Origin of the sequence: Streptomyces sp. NPDC086787 (assembly GCF_044745865.1) — a bacterium.
In the GTDB taxonomy this organism is placed as follows: domain Bacteria; phylum Actinomycetota; class Actinomycetes; order Streptomycetales; family Streptomycetaceae; genus Streptomyces.
Genome location: NZ_JBIVBC010000006.1, coordinates 334,052 through 352,828, shown reverse-complemented (window position 1 = coordinate 352,828; position 18,777 = coordinate 334,052). Strand labels below are relative to the sequence as shown.

The window sequence follows — 18,777 nt, the reverse complement described above, 5'->3', positions numbered from 1 at the left end:
CAGGAGCATGGCGCCCCTCTCGTATGCGCAACAGCGCATGTGGTTCATCAACCGGTTCGAGGGCCGGACCGCGACCTACAACATCCCGATCCTGGTCCGGATGCACGGACGGATCGACCAGGAAGCGCTGCGCGCCGCCTTCCTGGACGTCCTGTCCCGCCACGAGATCCTGCGCACCCGCTACGACGAACTGGACGGGCAGCCGCTGCAACGAGTGGTCGGGGCCGACGAACTGACCCTGCCGTGGACCGACTGGGGCTGGGTGCCCCCGGACCAGGTGGACCGGGTCGTCGCAGCGTCGGTCCGGGAGGGCTTCGACCTGTCGGCCGACCTGCCGATCCGGGCGTACCTGCTGCGCCCCGAGCCGGACGTCGCCCTGCTGGCGGTGGTGCTCCACCACATCGCCGGTGACGGCGGCTCGCTCGGCCCGTTCACCCGGGACCTCTCGGTCGCCTACCGGTCCCGCGCGGGCGGGACGGCGCCGACCTGGGACGAACTGCCGGTCCAGTACCCCGACTACGCGCTGTGGCAGCGTGAACTGCTCGGCGACGAGTCCGACCCGGACAGCATCTTCTCGACCCAGCTGCGCTACTGGCGCACGGAACTCGACGGAGTGTCCCGGCCCCTCGCGCTCCCCTTCGACCGGCCGCGTCCCGACCGGGCGAGCTACCGCGGGGACAACCACGGCTTCGAGATCCCCGAGGCGCTGCTGGAGAAGGCGGAACGCCTCGCGCACTCCCGCAACGTGACCGTGCCGATGGTGTTCCAGGCGGCGCTGGTCGTCCTGCTGCACCGGCTCGGCGGCGACCGTGACATCACGCTCGGTTCCCCGATCGCGGGCCGCACCGACGAGGCCCTGGAGAGCCTCGTCGGGTTCTTCGTCAACACCTGGGTGCTGCGGGTGGGCCTGAACCCCGGTGACTCGTTCGCGCAGGTGCTCGACGCGGTGCGCTGGAAGGCGCTCAGCGCCTACGACCACCAGGACCTGCCCTTCGAGCGGCTGGTGGAACTGCTGCGCCCCGAGCGTTCCGTCGCGCACCACCCCCTGTTCCAGGTCACCCTCGCCTGGCAGAACAGCGTCCGGCAGGAACTCGACCTGCCCGGTGTCACCGCCTCGATGGAGCCGGTCCCCACCGGCACGGCGAAGTTCGACCTGTTCTTCAACCTGATGCCCCACCCCTCGCGCAAGTCGGTGACCGTCGATCTCGAATACGCCACCGACCTGTTCGACGCCCCGGCCGTGGCGGAGATCGCGGCACGCTACCTGGGCGTGCTGGAGCAGGTGGTCGAGGACCCCGGTCGAGGCGTCGCCGACCTGGACGTCCCCCCGATGCCGGCCGCCGCGGGCGAGCGGGGGACCGACTCCGCGGAGCGCGAGAAGCTCCTCCACACGTGGAACGACACGGACCGGGAGTTCCCGTGTCCGGGACCGATCCACCTGCCGTTCGAGCGCCAGGCCGCGGAGCGCCCCGACGCCGTCGCCGTGCGCTGGGCGGGCGGTACGACGACCTACCGGGAGCTGAACCGGCAGGCCAACCGGATCGCCTGGACCCTCAAGCGTCGCGGCGTGCGGCCGGGAACCGTGGTGGGCGTGGCCGTCCGGCGCGGCCCGCACATGGTCGCCGCCGTCCTCGGTGTACTCAAGGCCGGAGGGGCCTATCTGCCCATCGGCTCGTCCCTGCCGTCCGACCGGGTCGCCGGGATGCTGGCCGACGCCTCCTCGACGCTGGTGCTGACCACCGAGGACACCAACAAGTGGACGGCCCCGGACGGTGTCGAGCTCCTCGACATCGGCAGTGCCGGCATGACCCTGTCCCTGGACGGCGAGATCAACCCCGAACCCGTGGCGAGCGCCGACGACACGGCCTACATCATCTTCACCTCGGGCAGCACCGGAAAGCCCAAGGGCGTGACCGTCGCGCACCGGCCCGTGCACAACCTGCTGAACTGGAGCTACCGGACGTTCGGGTTCGGGCCCGAGGACGTGAGCCTGTGCGTCACGTCCCTGGACTTCGACCTGTCGGTCTTCGACGTCTTCGGCCTGCTGGGGGCGGGCGGCGGGGTCTACATCGCGGACACCACCGAGCAGCGGGACCCCGAGCTGCTCCTCGACGTCCTGCTGTCCCAGCCCATCACCTTCTGGAACTCGGTGCCGGGCACGCTCAACCAGCTCGCCCCGCTGCTGCCGCAGGCCGCGGGCGGCCCGGGGACGGAGGACCTGCGTGTGGTCTTCCTGTCCGGCGACTTCACCCCGCTGACCCTGCCGGACCAGGTCCGCGCGGCCTTCCCGCACGCCGAGGTGGTGAGCCTCGGCGGCGCGACCGAGGCGACGGTCTGGTCGAACTTCTTCCGGGTCGGCGAGATCGACCCCCAGTGGCGCAGCATCCCCTACGGGCGGCCCATCGACAACGCGCGCTACTACGTGCTCGACGAGAACCTGGAGCCGTGCCCGGTCGGTGTCGAGGGCGACCTGTACATCGGAGGGCCGGTCACCGCGGTCGGATACGTCAACCGCCCCGACCTCACCGCGGAGCGCTTCGTCGCGGACCCCTGCGGCCGGGTCCCCGGTCAGCGGATCTACCGCACGGGCGACCGCGCGAGCTTCTTCCCCGACGGCAACATCTGCTTCCTCGGCCGGGACGACGGTCAGGTGAAGGTGCGCGGATTCCGCATCGAACTGGGCGAGACCGAGTACGCGCTGAGCCGTCACCCCGCGGTGCGCCAGGCGATCGCGCTCACCCGCCGGGACTCCTCCGGCGACCTGCGGCTGGTCTCCTACGTCCTGCCCGACCTGAACACGGTGGAGAGCGTCGTCGCCGCCGACGAACAGATCCGGGAGTGGCAGGAGATCTACGACCAGGGCTATCTGGAGGTCACCGACCAGGACTTCGGCGAGGACTTCAACCTGTGGGTGTCCAGCTACACCGGTGAGCCCATCCCGGTCGGGCAGATGCAGGCCTGGCAGGACGCCGCGGTGGAGCGCATCCTCGGCTTCGGACCGACGCGGGTGCTGGAACTGGGCGCCGGAAGCGGCCTCCTGCTCGCCCGGATCGCGGGCAGCGTGGAGACGTACTGGGCGACCGACTTCTCGGAGCCGGTCATCGAACGGCTCGGCCGGCAGGTGGCCGAGGCGGGCCTGGCCGAGCGGGTGCGGCTGCTGTGCCGCCGCGCGGACGACCTGGACGGAGTCCCGCGGATCTTCGACACCGTGGTGCTCAACTCCGTCGCCCAGTACTTCCCCAACGAGAGCTACCTGGAACAAGTGCTTGACGCGGCCTGGGAGATGCTGGAGCCGGGCGGCCGGCTCGTGCTCGGCGACATCCGCCGCGCCCGCTCGCTGCGCGCCTTCCAGGTGGCCGTCCAGCGGGCCAGGCACGGCAACGTTCCCCCGGCCCAGCTGCGCAGCGCGGTGGAACAGGCCCTGCTTCTGGAGAAGGAACTGGTCGTCGACCCGGAGTGGTTCCACCGCTGGGCCGAGCGCGTGGGGGCGGCGGGCCTCGACGTACGCCTGAAGGACGGCGACTACCGGAACGAACTGACCCGCCACCGCTACGAGGTCGTCCTGCACAAGCCGGGCGGTACGGCCGCGGACCGTCCCCACGCGGTGGACGCCGTCCCGGCCCTGGAGTGGGACGGCGACCTGGACGCACTGGCCGGCCGCGTCCGCGGACTGGGCGGGCAGGCCGTCCGGATCACCGGCATCCCCAACGCGCGCGTCACCCAGGAGGTGGCGGCCGCCCGCGAACTGCGCATGGAGGAGTCCGAGTCGCCGGACTCGGTGTCGCTCGACCCCCACGAGATGGCGGCCTGGGCCGAGCGGCAGGGCTGGCAGGCCGCGCTGACCTGGTCGGGCGCCGCCGTCGACCGGTTCGAGGCCGTCCTGTTCACCGACACCACGACCGGACACCGCGTCCTGTCGGGCACGTACGTCCCCGTGGCGGCCGTCGGCACATGGATCAACGACCCGGCCGCCGCCGCGGGCATCACCGCCCTGCCCGCGATCCTGCGCGAACACCTCGCGAAGACCCTGCCCGAGTACATGGTGCCGTCGACGATCGTGCCGATCGGCAGCGTGCCGCTGACCGCGAACGGCAAGCTCGACCGAGCGGCCCTGCCGGTGCCGGAGCACGCGGCCGGAGTACGCGGCCGGCTCCCCTCCACACCGGAGGAGGAGTCGCTGTGCGAGATCTTCGCAGGCGTCCTCGGGCTCGACCGCGTCGGCGTGGACGACAACTTCTTCGCCATCGGCGGCCACTCCCTGCTGGCCACCCGCGTGGTGAGCCGCATCCGTGCCGCGCACGACGTCGAGATACCCATCCGGGTGATCTTCGAGGCCCCGACCGTCGGCGAACTGGTGACCCGGCTGACGGACCGCAGGCAGGTCAGGCCGCCGCTGCGGCCGCGTGAGCGGCCCGACCGGCTCCCCGTCTCCTTCGCCCAGCAACGACTGTGGTTCATCCACCGTTTCGAAGGACCGTCGCCGACCTACATCATCCCGCTCTCCATGCGGTTGCGCGGAAAGCTGGACGCCCAGGCCCTGCGCCTGGCGGTGCGCGACGTCGTGGTGCGGCACGAGTCGCTGCGCACCGTCTTCGACGAGACCAACGGAACGCCCCACCAGCGGGTCCTCGAACCGGACGAGCTGGAGATCCCGTGGCAGGAGCACGAGGTCACCGAGGACGGGCTGCGGGACGCGCTGCGCACCGAGGCACGCCGGCCGTTCGACCTGGCGACCGGGATACCGGTGCGCGCCGCCCTGTTCCGCGTCGGCGAGCACGACGCGGTGCTGCTCCTGCCGTTGCACCACATCGCGGCGGACGGCTGGTCACTCGGCCCCCTGGCCGAGGACCTCACCGCGGCGTACACCGCCAGGTGCGACGGGCGGCGCCCGCACTGGACCCCGCTGCCGGTCCAGTACGCCGACTACACCCTGTGGCAGCGCGAGCTGCTCGGCGGCGACGAGCCCCACAGCCTGTACCGGCGGCAGCTGGACTACTGGACGGAGCAACTCACCGGTCTGCCGGAGTCGCTGGAGCTGCCCACGGACCGGGCCCGCCCGGCCGTCGCCTCGTTCGACGGTGACGTACTGCCCGTCGAACTCGACGAGACGCTCACCGAGAACATCCGGCAGCTCGCCCTCCGCACCGGCGCCACCATGTCGATGGTGCTCCAGGCGGTCCTCGCGGGGCTGCTCAGCCGGCTCGGCGCCGGGGACGACATCCCGATCGGGGCGCCGATCGCCGGACGGACCGACGAAGCCCTCAACCGGCTGGTCGGCTTCTTCGTCAACACCTGGGTGGCGCGCGTCGACACCGCGGAGAACCCCAGCCTGGTCGAGCTGGTGGACCGGGTGCGGGAAGTCGGCCTCGCCGCGTACGACCACCAGGACGTGCCCTTCGAGCACCTGGTCGAGATGCTCAACCCGGTGCGCTCGACGTCCCACCACCCGCTGTTCCAGGTGTGCCTGGCCCTGCAGAACAACGTGCAGCCGGCCTTCGACCTGCCGGGACTCACGGTGTCGCACGAACCGGTCGACATGGGCGTCTCCCGCTTCGACCTGTTCCTCAACCTCACCGAGAGCACGAGCGGCGAGGACGCGGGCCGGATCGTCGGGGTCGCGGAGTACGCGACGGAGCTGTTCGACCGGGACACGGTCGCGGGGCTCCTGGACCGCTGGCAGCACATGCTGCGGCAGTGGGTCGCCGCACCGGACACCTCCGTCGGCGCGGTGGACATCCTGAACCGGGACGACATGGCGGCCCTGGAGCGGTGGACCGGCCGCGGCCGCGGCGACGCCCACGTCACCGGGACGGTCCCCGCCCGGTTCGCCGCCGTGGCCGCCGAGCGTCCGGACGCCGTCGCGCTGGTGTCGGCCGACGGCGCCGAGAGCTGGACGTACGCCGAACTCGACCGGTGGGCCAACCGCATCGCCCACCACCTCCGCGCCCGGGGCGCCGGCCCGGACCGACGGGTGGCGCTGGTCATGGACCGGTCCCCGCTGATGGCCGCCGCGCTCCTGGGAACGCTGAAGGCGGGCGCCTGCTGCGCACCGGTGGACCCCGCCGACCCGCGCGGGCGCATCGACTCCCTGCTCGCCGGCCTCGACCCGGTCCTCGTGGTCGACGAGCGGCTGGCCGGGGAGGACCTGGACGGCTACCCGGCGTCGGCGCCGGACACCGGCGGCCTCGGCGAGGATCATCTCGCCTACGTGATGTACACCTCCGGCTCGACCGGGACGCCGAACGGCGTGGAGGTGAGCCACCGGAACGTGCTCGCCCTCGCGCTCGACCCCTGCTGGGACGACGGCGCTCACCGACGGGTGCTGGCGCACTCCCCGCAGACCTTCGACGCCTCGGTGTACGAGTGGTGGGTGCCGCTGCTGCACGGCGGCACCGTCGTGGTCGCCCCGCCGGGGAGGCTGGACACCGCACGGCTGGCGACGCTCGTGGCCGAGCGGGACGTCACCGCGCTGTGGCTCGGCTCGGGTCAGTTCGACCTGCTCACCCGCCATCACCTCGCCTGCTTCGCCGGCGTCCGTGAGGTGTGGGCCGGCGGCGACGTGCTGTCCCCGGCCGCCGTGCGACGGCTGTGGGACGGCGAGGACGGTGCGCCCACGGTGGTGAACGGGTACGGCCCCACGGAGGCCACCGTCTTCGCGGCCCGGTACCGGATGTCGTCGGCGGACGAGTGCAAGGACCCGCTGCCGATCGGCGAGCCGATGGAGAGCAGCCGCCTGTACGTCCTCGACGACCGCCTGAGGCAGGTGCCGCAGGGCGTGGTGGGGGAGCTGTACATCGGCGGCGACGGAGTGGCACGGGGCTACGCGGGCCGTCCGGGGCTGACCGGTGGGCGGTTCGTCGCCGGTCCGTTCGGGCGGCCGGGCGACCGGATGTACCGCACCGGCGACCTCGTCCGGTGGAACCACCACGGGCGGCTCGAATTCCTCGGCCGTACGGACGACCAGGTGAAGATCCGCGGCCTGCGTGTCGAGCTCGGCGAGGTCGAGGCGGCCCTGCGCAGGCGGGAGGGTGTGGCGCAGGCGGTCGCGGTCGCCGGTGAGGACCGGCTCGGGACGCGGCGCCTGCTGGCGTACGTCGTCCCCCGCACGCCGCGGGGCTCGGACGCGGAGGTGACCGAACACGTCGAGAAGTGGCGTGCGGTGTACGACTCGATGTACGGCGAGACCGTGGCGGAGACCACCGGCTCGGGCGACGACTTCACCGGGTGGAACAGCTCCTACTCGCGCGAGCCCATCCCGCTTCCGGAGATGCACCACTGGCGTGCGGCCACGGTGGAACGGGTGCGCGGACTGAGGGCGAGCCGGGTGCTGGAGATCGGAGTCGGCTCGGGCCTGCTGCTGGGGCCCCTGGCACCGGAGGCCGAGGCCTACTGGGGCACCGACTTCTCGCTTCCGGTGATCGAGCGCCTCTGCGACCGGATCGGCACCGACCCGGCCCTGAAGGAGAAGGTGTCGCTGCGGTGCCAGCCGGCCGACGACGCCGACGGGCTGCCGACGGAGTTCTTCGACACCGTCGTCCTCAACTCCGTGGTGCAGTACTTCCCGGACGCCTCCTACCTCTCCCGGGTGCTGGACGTCGCCCTCGACCGGCTCGCGCCGGGTGGGCGGATCCTCGTCGGTGACGTCCGCAACCACGGCACCCTGCGCACGTTCCTCACGGCCGTTCACCACGCGCAGCACCCGGAAGACGGCCCGTCGGCCGTGGCCGCCGCGGTCGAACGCGCCGTGCTGAACGAGAAGGAACTCGTCGTGGACCCGGGCTTCTTCACCGAGTGGGCGAAGGACCGGCCCGACGTCGGGGCGGTGGACATCCGGCTGAGGCCGGGCGCGTGCCGGAACGAACTCACCCGTCACCGCTACGAGGTCGTCCTGCACAAGCAGCCGAGCCGGGTGTCACGTTTCGCGGACGTCCGCACCGTGGCATGGGGCGTGGACGCGCACAGCCTGTCCGACGTGGAGAGCGCGCTCACCGAGCACGGCGGGCGCCTGCGGCTGACCCGCGTTCCGAACGCCAGGCTGGTGGACGAGGCGGTCGAGTGCGGCGTTCCCACCGAGGCCGACGGGACGGCCCTCGACCCGCACGAGCTGCAGAACTGGGGCGAGGAACGGGGCCACACGGTGCTCTGCACCTGGTCGGCCGAGGCGCCCGGCTGGTTCGAGGCGGTGATCGTCCCCGAAGGCGGTGCCCACCTCTGCGACGGTGTGTACCGGCCGATGGACACCCGGACACGCCCCCTGGTGAACGCGCCGGCGGTGGCTCGCCGGGTGGCCGGCCTGCCGGCCCTCCTGCGGGAGGAACTGGCGGCCGAGCTGCCGGACCACATGGTGCCGGGCGACATCGTCGTCGTCGAACGCATGCCGTTGACCGTCAACGGGAAGATCGACCGCGCCGCGCTGCCCCGGACGGAGCCGGACGACACCGAACACGACACGCCGCGCACGCCGCTGGAGGGTGAACTGGCCGTCCTGTTCGCCGAGGTGCTGGGCGTGGACCGGGTCGGGACCGACGACGACTTCTTCGACTGCGGCGGCAGCTCACTTCAGGTCATCCGGCTCATCTGGCGGATCCGCGCGGAGCTGGGTTTCGAGGTTCCCGTCCGGACCGTCTTCCAGCATCCGACCGTGGCGGAGATCGCGGAGTACCTGTCGGCCGACCGGGAGGAGGTCGAGTTCGACGACCCGTTCTCCGCGGTGCTGCCGATCCGGACCGGCGGCGACCGGGCGCCGATGTGGTGGGTGCCGCCGGGTGGTGGACTCGCCTGGGCCTACCTCGGGTTCGCCCAGTACCTGGACCGGTCGCGGCCGATCTACGGCCTCCAGGCGCGCGGCTTCGTCGGGGACGCGCACGCGACCTCCATCGAGAGCATGGTGGACGACTACGTCGAGCAGATGCTGCGCGTCCAGCCGGAGGGGCCCTACAACGTCCTGGGCTGGTCACTGGGCGGCCCGATCGCCCAGGCGGTGGCCGCGGAGTTGCAGAGCCGGGGACACCAGGTGGACTTCCTGGGTGTGCTCGACTCGGGGCCCTCCAGCTACTTCGCCGACTTCCAGACCCCCGACGAGAAGATGGTGCGCCGCTATCTCGCCCACTACATGGGCCAGTTGGCGGGGATGGACGAGTTCGAGTCGCTCGTGCGGACGTCCACCGCCCTCTTCATCGAGCACACGGAGCTGATGACCCGTTTCACGTCGCCGCGGTTCCGCGGGGACATGGTCTTCTTCGCCGCGCTCATCGACCAGGGAACCCGCGAACGGCGGGAGCTCGACGTGGAACTGGACGTGCAGTGGCGGGACTACGTCACCGGCACGGTGCGGCGCTTCGAGATCGACTGCGCCCACAACGAAATGATGTGGCCCGAGAACGCGGCCGAGATCGGCCGCATCGTCAACGAGGTCACGAGGTCGGCGCGATGACCGGTCCCCGCGGGGGACCGGGTGCGACAGCTATGGAGGAGGAACCAGCGTGAACCCGTTCGATGACGAAAACGGCGAATTCCTCGTGGTGGTCAACGAGGAGGAACAGCACTCGCTGTGGCCCACGTTCGCCGAGGTGCCCAGTGGATGGCGCACCGTGTTCGGCCCCGCCGGGCGAGCGGAGGGCATCGCGTACGTGGAGGAGAACTGGACCGACATGCGGCCCAGGAGCCTGCGTGAGGCGACGCGGGCGTCATGATCGGCCGGCCGCGGGCGCCCTCGCGCGCCCGCGGCTCACGACTCCTCCGGCGCGGGCCGCACGGGGCGCACCGGCCGTTCCGGGCGGACGACGCCGAGACTCGTCAGATAGGAGGCGAGCTTCTCGGCGGCGTCCAGCTTCGCGAGGCCACGTGCCGTGAGCCGTTGCTGCCAGTCCTCCAGCGCCGCCGCGAGCGCCCGCGTCCCACCCGCCGTACGGATCTGCTGGACCACGGTGGAGATCTGTTCGAGCAGGTAGCCGCCGCGGCGCAGGAGGTGTGCGAGCTCGGCGTCCCGGACGTCGTCCGCGGTGTAGGTGCGGTGGCCGGTGGCCGAGCGCCGGGGGGCCAGGACGCCCGCGTCCTCCCAGTTGCGCAGCGTCGCGGCGGTCACGTCGAGACGGTCCGCCAGTTTCCCGATGCTCAGGGGCGGCTGGCGCTCGCGGGCGGCGGACTCCGCGTCCCGTGCCGCCGTCAGGTGCGGGACCGCCTCCGCCACCGCGCGCAGGGTCTCGCGGTCGCGGAGGAGCTGGGCGTGGCTGCGGTCGATCGCCGTCAGCGCGGCGTCGAGGTCTCCCGTGTTGAGCGCGCGCATGATCTCCCGCGCGGTCGTGTAACCGTGCGCGGGGATCAGCGCCAGGAGGGCCCGCAGGGCCGCGGCGTGCACCTCGGTGTAGACGCGGTAGCCGACCGGGGTGCGCTCCGCGGCGGGGAGGAGCCCCTCCTGTTCGTAGTTGCGGACCGCCTGGGCGGAGATGTGGTGCTCACGGGCCAGATCGGCAGGGCGCAGCTTCTTCATGGTTTGAGACTTTAGCGCCCACAGCCCAGATGATTCCAACCAAGGTTTAAACCGTCTTTGCAGGCGTATGCTTGAGGGTGTGTCAGTGGGGACGCGGAGGTGCGGCCTCGCGCACATCGACGAAAGGGGGGGTGCCATGCCCGCGGCGATCCAAGTGACCGGCGTGTCCAAACGCTTCGGTGCCGTCACCGCGCTCGACAACCTCGAACTGACCGTGCCCGACGGCGCCATCCACGGGGTGCTCGGCCCCAACGGCGCCGGCAAGACGACCCTCGTACGCATCCTCAGCACGCTGCTCACCCCTGACGAGGGCAGGGCGGAGGTGTTCGGCCTCGACGTGGTGAAGGACGCGTGGCGCGTCCGCGCCGCCATCGGTCTGACCGGCCAGGCCGCCGCGGTCGACGGGATGCTGACCGGACGCGAGAACCTGCACATGTGCGGCAAGCTGTTCGGGCTGTCCGGCCCCGACTCCACGGCGCGGGCGAGTGAACTGCTGGAACGCTTCGGCCTCGTCGAAGCGGCCGACCGCCGGACGCAGACGTACTCCGGCGGCATGCGGCGCAGACTCGACCTCGCCGCGAGCGTCGTGGCCCGCCCGAAGCTGCTCTTCCTGGACGAGCCCACGACCGGTCTCGACCCGCGCGGCCGCATCCAGGTCTGGCGCCTGGTCAAGGAGCTGCGCGACGAAGGCACCAGCGTGCTGCTCACGACCCAGCAGCTGGAGGAGGCCGAGCAGCTCGCCGACTCGCTCTCGGTGATCGACCGCGGCAAGGTCATCGCGCACGGCACGCCCGACGAGCTGAAGGCGGACGTGGGCCCGGACTGGGTCGACGTGGCACTCGTGGACAACGCGGCGGTCGACGTGGCCAAGGGCATACTGCGCGACAAGCTCGGCGTCGAGCCCGTCGTCGACCTGGAGACGATGCGGCTCAACGCCCCCGTCTCCGACGGTCGCACGCTCGCCGACCTCGTCTACCTGTTGCGGGACGCCGGCATCGTGGTCGGCAACGTGGCCCTGCGGCGCCCCACCCTCGACGACGTCTTCCTCGCGGTCACCGGCCGTCCCGTCGAGGCGAAAACCGACAACCAGAACAGTCCTGCAGGTGAGAAGGGCTCGAAGAAAGGTAGGCGGTAATGGTCGCGACGACCGCTGCACTCCAGGCCGATGCCGAGGTGGCGCCCCGCCGGGGACCCGGGTGGTGGCTCAACGGCGCGGCCGAGCTGTCACGGCGGAACCTGCGGCACATCCTCCGCAGCCCCGAGCTGGTCATGTACGGGCTCATGCAGCCCGTGATGTTCGTCCTGCTGTTCACCTTCGTCTTCGGCGGCGCCATGGACGTCCCGGGCGGCAGCTACAAGCAGTTCCTGGTGCCGGGCGTCTTCGTTCAGATGGTGCTCTTCGGCTCCGTCGCGGGGACCACCATCGGGGTGGCCACGGACATGAGCAGCGGCATCATGGACCGTCTGCGCTCCATGCCGATCAGCCGCTCCGCCGTGCTCGTCGGACGCACCGCCTCGGAGGTGCTCCGCAATGTCGTGTCCCTCGCCGTGATGGTGGTCGTCGGCCTGCTCATCGGGTTCCGGTTCAAGGACGGCCTGCTGCCCGCCCTCGGCGGCCTGGCGCTGCTGCTCTTCTTCGGTTATGCCCTGTCCTGGCTCGGCGCCTTCGTCGGCATGTCGGCGAGCAGCCCGGAGGCCGCACAGTCGTCCGGCCTCATCTGGATGTTCCCGTTCAGCTTCGTCTCCTCGGCGTTCGTGCCCACCGGCTCGATGCCGGGATGGCTCCAGGTCTACGCCGACCACAGTCCGATGACCACGATGGTCAACTCGCTGCGCGGGCTGTTCAACGGCGACCCGGTCGCCGGTGACGTCGTCACGACGCTCGCCTGGTCGGTCGGCATCATCGTCGTCTTCGCGACGCTCGCCGTCAGGAAGTACCGGTCGCAGTCACGCTGAGGACCGTGCCACCCCACCGGGGACATCGCCGCAGCGCGCCGACCCAAGACGTCCTCGCACCACTTCTGGAGACGCCATGACCCTTGCGACCACGCGAGAGAGCCAGGACCACCCGCTGCCCGCCGGGGGCACCCACGACCTCATCCGGGTGTTCGGAGCACGGGAGAACAACCTCCGCGACATCCACGTGGAGATCCCCAAACGCCAGTTGACCGTGTTCACCGGCGTGTCCGGCTCGGGCAAGAGCTCGCTGGTCTTCGACACGATCGCCGCGGAGTCACGGCGCCTGATCGACGAGACGTACAGCGCCTTCGTGCAGGGCTTCATGCCGACCCTGTCGCGCCCCGACGTGGACGTGCTCGAAGGTCTCACCACGGCGATCATCGTCAGCCAGGAGCGCATCGGCAACAACCCGCGCTCCACCGTCGGCACCGTCACCGACGCCAACGCCATGCTGCGCATCCTGTTCAGCCGGCTCGGCGAGCCCCGTCTCAACTCGGCGCGGGCGTACGCGTTCAACATCCCCTCGCTCAACGTCGCCAGCGCGGTCACCGTCGAACAGGGCGGCAGGACGGTCGAGGAGACGCGCACCTTCGACGTCACCGGCGGCATGTGCCCGCGCTGCGAGGGCCTCGGATCGGTCAACGACGTCGATCTCGCGCAGCTCTTCGACGCCGGGAAGTCGCTCGACGAGGGTGCCCTCACCGTCCCCGGCTACCACGTCGGCAGCTACAACTACCGGCTCTACGCCGCCTCCGGGCTGCTCGACCCGGGCAAACCGATCGAGGAGTACACCCCGAGGGAGCTGGACGACTTCCTCTACCACAAGCCGGTCCGTCTGAAGATCGGCGACTTCAACACGAACTACGAAGGGCTCGTCACCCGGGTCCAGAAGTCGCTGCTCACCAAGGACATCGAGACGCTCCAGCCGCATGTGCGCTCCTTCGTGGAGCGGGCGGTCACCTTCACCGCGTGCCCCGAGTGCGGCGGCACCCGGCTCAACGAGGCGGCCCGCGCGTCCAGGATCCACGGCGTCAACATCGCCGAGGCCTCGGCCATGCAGATCAGCGACCTCGCCGCATGGGTCGGTGGCCTGGACGAGCCGTCGGTCGCACCGCTGCTGGCCTCGCTCACGCACGCGCTCGACTCGTTCGTGAGCATCGGGCTGGGCTACCTCTCCCTCGACCGGGCCTCCGGGACGCTCTCGGGCGGTGAGGCACAGCGCGTCAAGATGATCCGTCACCTGGGGTCCCCGCTCACCGACGTCACCTATGTCTTCGACGAGCCGACGGTGGGCCTGCACCCGCACGACATCCAGCGGATGAACAAGCTCCTGTTGCAGCTGCGCGACAAGGGCAACACCGTGCTCGTCGTGGAGCACAAGCCCGAGACCATCGCCATCGCCGACCATGTCGTCGACCTCGGTCCCGGAGCCGGTACCAACGGCGGCACCGTCTGCTTCGAGGGCACCGTCGAGGGACTGAGGGCCAGTGGCACGCTGACCGGCCGCCACCTGGACGACAGGGCGTCGCTCAAGGAGAAGGTCCGGACGCCGTCGGGAGCGCTCGAGGTACGGGGCGCGCACAAGCACAACCTGCGCGACGTGGACGTCGACATCCCGCTCGGTGTGCTCGTCGCCGTGACCGGTGTGGCGGGCTCGGGCAAGAGCTCGCTCATCGAAGGCTCGGTGTCGGGGCGCGACGACGTGATCGCGATCGACCAGGGACCGATCAGGGGCTCCCGGCGGAGCAATCCCGCCACTTACACCGGTCTGCTCGACCCGATCCGCAAGGCCTTCGCCAAGAGCAACGGTGTGAAGCCCTCACTGTTCAGCTCGAACTCCGAAGGCGCCTGCCCCGTGTGCAAGGGGGCCGGCGTCATCTACACCGACCTGGCGATCATGGCGGGCGTCGCGACCACCTGCGAGGACTGTGAGGGCAAGCGGTTCCAGCCCTCCGTGCTCCAGTACCGGCTCGCCGGCCGCGACATCAGCGAAGTGCTGGCCATGCCGGTGACCGAGGCGCGGGCGTTCTTCGCCGAGGGCGCGGCACGCACGCCCGCCGCCCTCGCCGTCCTCGACCGGCTCGCCGACGTCGGCCTCGGCTACATCTCGCTGGGCCAGCCCCTGCCCACCCTCTCCGGCGGGGAGCGGCAGCGGCTGAAGCTGGTCACGCACATGGCCGAAAAGGGCGGCATCTACGTGCTCGACGAGCCGACCACCGGCCTGCACCTCGCCGATGTCGAGCACCTGCTCGGCATGCTCGACCGGCTCGTCGACTCCGGCAGGTCGGTGGTGGTCATCGAGCACCACCAGGCGGTCATGGCCCACGCCGACTGGATCATCGACCTCGGTCCCGGCGCGGGTCACGACGGTGGTCGTGTGGTCTTCCAGGGCACCCCCGCCGACCTCGTGGCCGGCCGGTCCACCCTCACCGGGGAGCACCTCGCGACATACGTCGGCGCGTGACACGGCACCGCCGGGCCCGTCCAGTGAAGCCGGACGGGCCCGGCGGTACGCGCACCGGGAGGCGGACGGCCGAAGAACAGCCGACCCAGCGAGAAGCCGACCACGCGGAGGTACCGCGCGGTCGGCTTCTTCGGGTGGTTCACACGGCCCGGGGGTGGCTCACCGGGCCTGGGCGGCGTCGGTCATGACGAGGTCCATGACGAGGGCCTCGCCCGCGGTCACCCCGGCCGCCGCCGAGGACAGGAGCTGGGCCCTCGCGTCGCTCGCGTTGCCCGCCACCCACACGCCGGGCACGGATGTCCGCCCGGTGGGGTCCTCGACGGGCAGGTAGGTGCCGAGCCCCAGGGGCAGTTCGGCGGTCTTGAGGCCGAGCGGCGCGAGGAAACCGGCGCGCGCCTCGACCCGGGTGTGCACGGCCAGGTGGTCACGGGGCACGACGGTGCCGTCGGCGAGTCGGACGCCTTCGTCGGTGAACGCCGAGACCCGGCCGGCCACCACTCGGACACCCCGGGCGTCGAGCTGCTGCCGCTGCGCCGGGTCGAGCTCCACCGCGTCGTTGAGGAACAGCACCAGATCCTCGGTCCACTGACGCCAGAGCAGGGTGTTCATCACCACGGCGAGCGAGTCGCCGAGCACGCCGATGGCGGAGCCACGCGCCTCGTACCCGTGACAGTGGCCGCAGTGCAGCACGGTCCTGCCCCAGCGCTCCGCGAGGCCGGGAATGTCGGGCAACACGTCGGACAGGCCGGTGGCGACCAGGAGCCGACGGCCCTCGACCGCCTCGCCGTCGGCCGTCTCCACCCGGAAGCCGCCCGCCGCCTCGGTGACGGAGCGGACCGTGCCGGTACGGAACGAGACGCCGTACCGCTCGGCGTCCGCGCGCCCCGCGGCCAGCAACCCGTCCGGGGAGAGCGCCTCCCGGGTCAGGTAGTTGTGCACTTCCGCCGCTCGGGCGTTGCGGGGCTCGTTCGCGTCGATGACGAGCACTGACCGCAGGGCGCGGCCCAACACCACGGCGCCCGCCAGTCCGGCGGGCCCACCGCCGACGACAACCACGTCATATGCCATGCGGCGACCGTGGCATCGAGGGGGACCCGGAGCAAGCGGTATTGCGGAGATCTGTCGCCGTGGCTGTCTGTTTCTGGCGAAGATCTTTCAGCCTTGTGGCATGCCGTTGGGGCTGAGCCGAGGATGGACGCTGGCAGTGGACACAGTGTCGGCAGGGGATGCAGGCCTGTAAGGGAGGTGGTGATGGCGGCTACCGATCTTCCGGTCACACGGGCGGCGCGGGTGACCGACGCGGGTGGGCCCAACAGCCGGGCGGCCGGACGGGACTTCGGGGGCGCGCTTTTGGCGAGGTGCCGACGGTCCGCGGCCGGACACCCGGGCCCCGGCCGCGTGAAACCCCCCTCGCACCGGCGTGAGATGCCGCCGCTCCGAGGGGCACAGTTCGTGCCGTTGTGATCCTGGCAGACATGAGGTTCTGTCACGCCCCTCCTGATCCCGGGACACGGGACGAGCGGCGACCCGGCGGGGACACGGGCGGTGACGCGGTGGTGCGCACCGACGGCCGGATAAGCGGTAATCAGAACGCGGATATATCTGTACGGGTATTGGCCGACGAACGCGTCAGAAATTGGCCGCGCGGTCATTGAGGAAGCCTCATTTTGCCCGTGATTTGCCGATCAACAACATGTATCCTGATATACGGCCCGGCGAACGGGATCGCTGTGCGCCCTCAACTGCCTGCGGGAGGCTGGAGGAGTCGGACGTCCGGCGTGCAGGCCGACGGGGAACAATGACCACGGCATCATGACAAATCGGTTAACCGGGTCCATCACTGAAGGTCAGGGAATCAGCGTAGACGTCAACCGGGGGTAGCTACCTATGGGTGGTCGGAAAAGCGACGTTATTTTCGTTCGATGGCCGGTCCAAAAGGGTCTGAGAAGTCGATGCAGGAAGGAGGGGATACCTCGCCTCCTGGTGGTCGAGGGAGGAGCACAGCCACCGGTCAGCATCGATCCGGTCGAGGACTGGGTCCGGCCGCCGATCTCCCAGGACGACCTGGAGGCACGGGTCAGGGCCCTCCAGAATCGCTTCAACAACCGTAGGCTACCGAACCTCGATTCGGCCGGCACTCTGACCTTCGGACGTCACTCCATCGTCATTTCCACCACGCAGACGGAACTCATGGAGTTACTGATCGAACGTTACGGCGAGGTGGTGTACCGGGACGAGTTCGTGCAGCGACTCGCCAAGCACATGCCGGACCTGACCAGGAACTCCCTCGACCTGCACTTCATGCGGCTGCGCCGCAGGCTGGTACCGATCGACCTGTCCATCCGGACGGTATGGGGCCGAGGCTACATGCTCGAGCCCGTGGAAGTCTGAGCAACCCCTCCCGCCGACCGCGCCGTTGACGCTCATGGCACGGTCGGCGACATCTCCACGCACCTACGGGCCGGCCGCCCCGTCCGCCGACCGGCCTCCGCCTCCGCCTTCACCTCCGCCTCCGAAAGAACCGCGCCAGATGCGTCCCGGCCGTCACGGCCGACTGTGACGATGCGAGCCCCGGTACGACCTCCCGGTCTGCCGGGCCGAGGAATCCCGTACGGAAAGGCGCTGTTGATGAGTTCGTCCGCCGCCGGTACCAGCGCGCTCGACCTCACCGACCCGACGACGTTCGTGCGCAACGACCCGCACGCGTTCTGGGCGGAGGTACGCGACCGTCGTCCCGTCTTCTGGCACGAGGCCCGCGAGGGCCGGCCCGGCTTCTGGGTGGTCTCCCGGCACGCGGACGTGGTGAACGCCTACACCGACGCGGCGGGGCTGAGTTCGGCGCGCGGGACCGTGCTGGACGTGCTGCTCCGCGGCGACGACTCCGCCGGCGGCCGGATGCTCGCGGTCACCGACCGGCCGCGCCACCGCGACCTGCGCAACCTCATGCAGCGGGCCTTCTCCCCGCGCGTGCTCGGCGAGGTCGCCGAACGGGTCAACCGCCGGGCGGACGAGCTGATCCGGCGGGTCACCCTGGCCGGGGAATTCGACTTCGCCACCGAGGTCGCCGAGCACATCCCGATGGGCACGATCTGCGACCTGCTGTCGATCCCCCCGGCCGACCGGCCGGACCTGTTGCGGTGGAACAAGAGCGCCCTGTCCTCCGAGGAGGCCGACGCCGACCCGTACGCCGCGCTGGAGGCCCGCAACGAGATCCTGCTCTACTTCAGCGACCTGGCCGCACGGCGCCGCGCCGAGCCCGGCGACGACGTCATCAGCATGATCGCCACGGCCACCGTCGACGGCGAGCCGCTGTCCCTCGACGACGTCGCGCTCAACTGCTACAGCCTGGTCCTCGGTGGCGACGAGTCCTCACGGGTCACGGCGATCTGCGCGGTCAAGGCGTTCGCCGACTTCCCCGACCAGTGGCGCGCGGTGCGTGACGGGGAGGTCGCGGTGGACAGCGCCGTCGAGGAGGTGCTGCGGTGGGCCACGCCGGCCCTGCACTTCGCCCGTACCGCCACCACCGAACTGGAGCTGGGCGGTCAGCGGGTACGGGCGGGAGACATCGTCACCCTGTGGAACATCTCGGCGAACTTCGACGACCGGGAGTTCGACACACCCCGCTCGTTCCGGGTGGCGCGCACCCCGAACAAGCACGTGTCGTTCGGCCGGGGACCCCACTTCTGCCTCGGCGCCTATCTGGGGCGGGCCGAGCTGAGGGCGCTGCTCACCGCGCTCGTCGCGACGGTCTCCCGCATCGAGCTGGCCGGCTCACCGACGCGTGTCTACTCGAACTTCCTCAACGGCCACAGCACCCTGCCCGTCGCCTTCTCGGCCCGCTGACGGGGCGGGGACTCCCCCGGCG

9 protein-coding genes are annotated in these 18,777 nt (G+C 70.9%); 7 read left to right on the top strand and 2 right to left on the bottom strand.

What is annotated here, in order from left to right; genetic code table 11:
• Positions 1-7 precede the first annotated feature (7 nt).
• Both ACIPK3_RS18045 and ACIPK3_RS18040 read left to right on the top strand, forming a co-directional pair.
• On the top strand, positions 8-9,433 hold the full coding sequence (locus ACIPK3_RS18045; RefSeq protein ID WP_402570714.1) for an amino acid adenylation domain-containing protein: 9,426 nt from the start codon (positions 8-10) through the stop codon (positions 9,431-9,433).
• 49 nt (positions 9,434-9,482) lie between these two features.
• Positions 9,483-9,692: an MbtH family protein gene (locus ACIPK3_RS18040; protein WP_402570712.1), complete on the top strand. Its 210-nt coding sequence runs from the start codon at positions 9,483-9,485 to the stop codon at positions 9,690-9,692.
• A gap of 35 nt (positions 9,693-9,727) precedes the next feature.
• On the opposite strand, the gene ACIPK3_RS18035 is transcribed toward ACIPK3_RS18040, so the two are convergent.
• Positions 9,728-10,489, bottom strand: a complete 762-nt coding sequence (locus tag ACIPK3_RS18035) for a MerR family transcriptional regulator (protein WP_402570710.1) — start codon at positions 10,487-10,489, stop codon at positions 9,728-9,730.
• 136 nt (positions 10,490-10,625) lie between these two features.
• Here ACIPK3_RS18035 and ACIPK3_RS18030 point away from each other — a divergent pair, with 136 nt between their 5' ends.
• From ACIPK3_RS18030 to ACIPK3_RS18020, 3 genes are all read left to right on the top strand, one after another.
• Positions 10,626-11,624, top strand: a complete 999-nt coding sequence (locus ACIPK3_RS18030; RefSeq protein ID WP_402570709.1) for an ATP-binding cassette domain-containing protein — start codon at positions 10,626-10,628, stop codon at positions 11,622-11,624.
• Entirely contained in the window at positions 11,624-12,445 is an 822-nt protein-coding gene (locus ACIPK3_RS18025; RefSeq protein WP_402570707.1) for an ABC transporter permease, read from the top strand. Before ACIPK3_RS18030 ends, ACIPK3_RS18025 begins: the two co-directional genes overlap by 1 nt.
• Before the next feature lie 76 nt (positions 12,446-12,521).
• Positions 12,522-14,912, top strand: a complete 2,391-nt coding sequence (locus tag ACIPK3_RS18020) for an excinuclease ABC subunit UvrA (protein ID WP_402570705.1) — start codon at positions 12,522-12,524, stop codon at positions 14,910-14,912.
• Between the two features lie 159 nt (positions 14,913-15,071).
• On the opposite strand, the gene ACIPK3_RS18015 is transcribed toward ACIPK3_RS18020, so the two are convergent.
• Positions 15,072-15,980, bottom strand: a complete 909-nt coding sequence (locus ACIPK3_RS18015) for an NAD(P)/FAD-dependent oxidoreductase (RefSeq protein ID WP_402570703.1) — start codon at positions 15,978-15,980, stop codon at positions 15,072-15,074.
• A gap of 915 nt (positions 15,981-16,895) precedes the next feature.
• Between ACIPK3_RS18015 and ACIPK3_RS18010 the strand changes: the two genes are divergently transcribed.
• Positions 16,896-17,303, top strand: coding sequence for a winged helix-turn-helix domain-containing protein (locus ACIPK3_RS18010; protein WP_402570702.1), 408 nt, complete (start codon positions 16,896-16,898; stop codon positions 17,301-17,303).
• A gap of 237 nt (positions 17,304-17,540) precedes the next feature.
• Positions 17,541-18,755 (top strand): cytochrome P450, encoded by a 1,215-nt coding sequence (locus ACIPK3_RS18005; RefSeq protein WP_402570700.1) that lies wholly within the window; start codon positions 17,541-17,543, stop codon positions 18,753-18,755.
• Positions 18,756-18,777 lie beyond the last annotated feature (22 nt).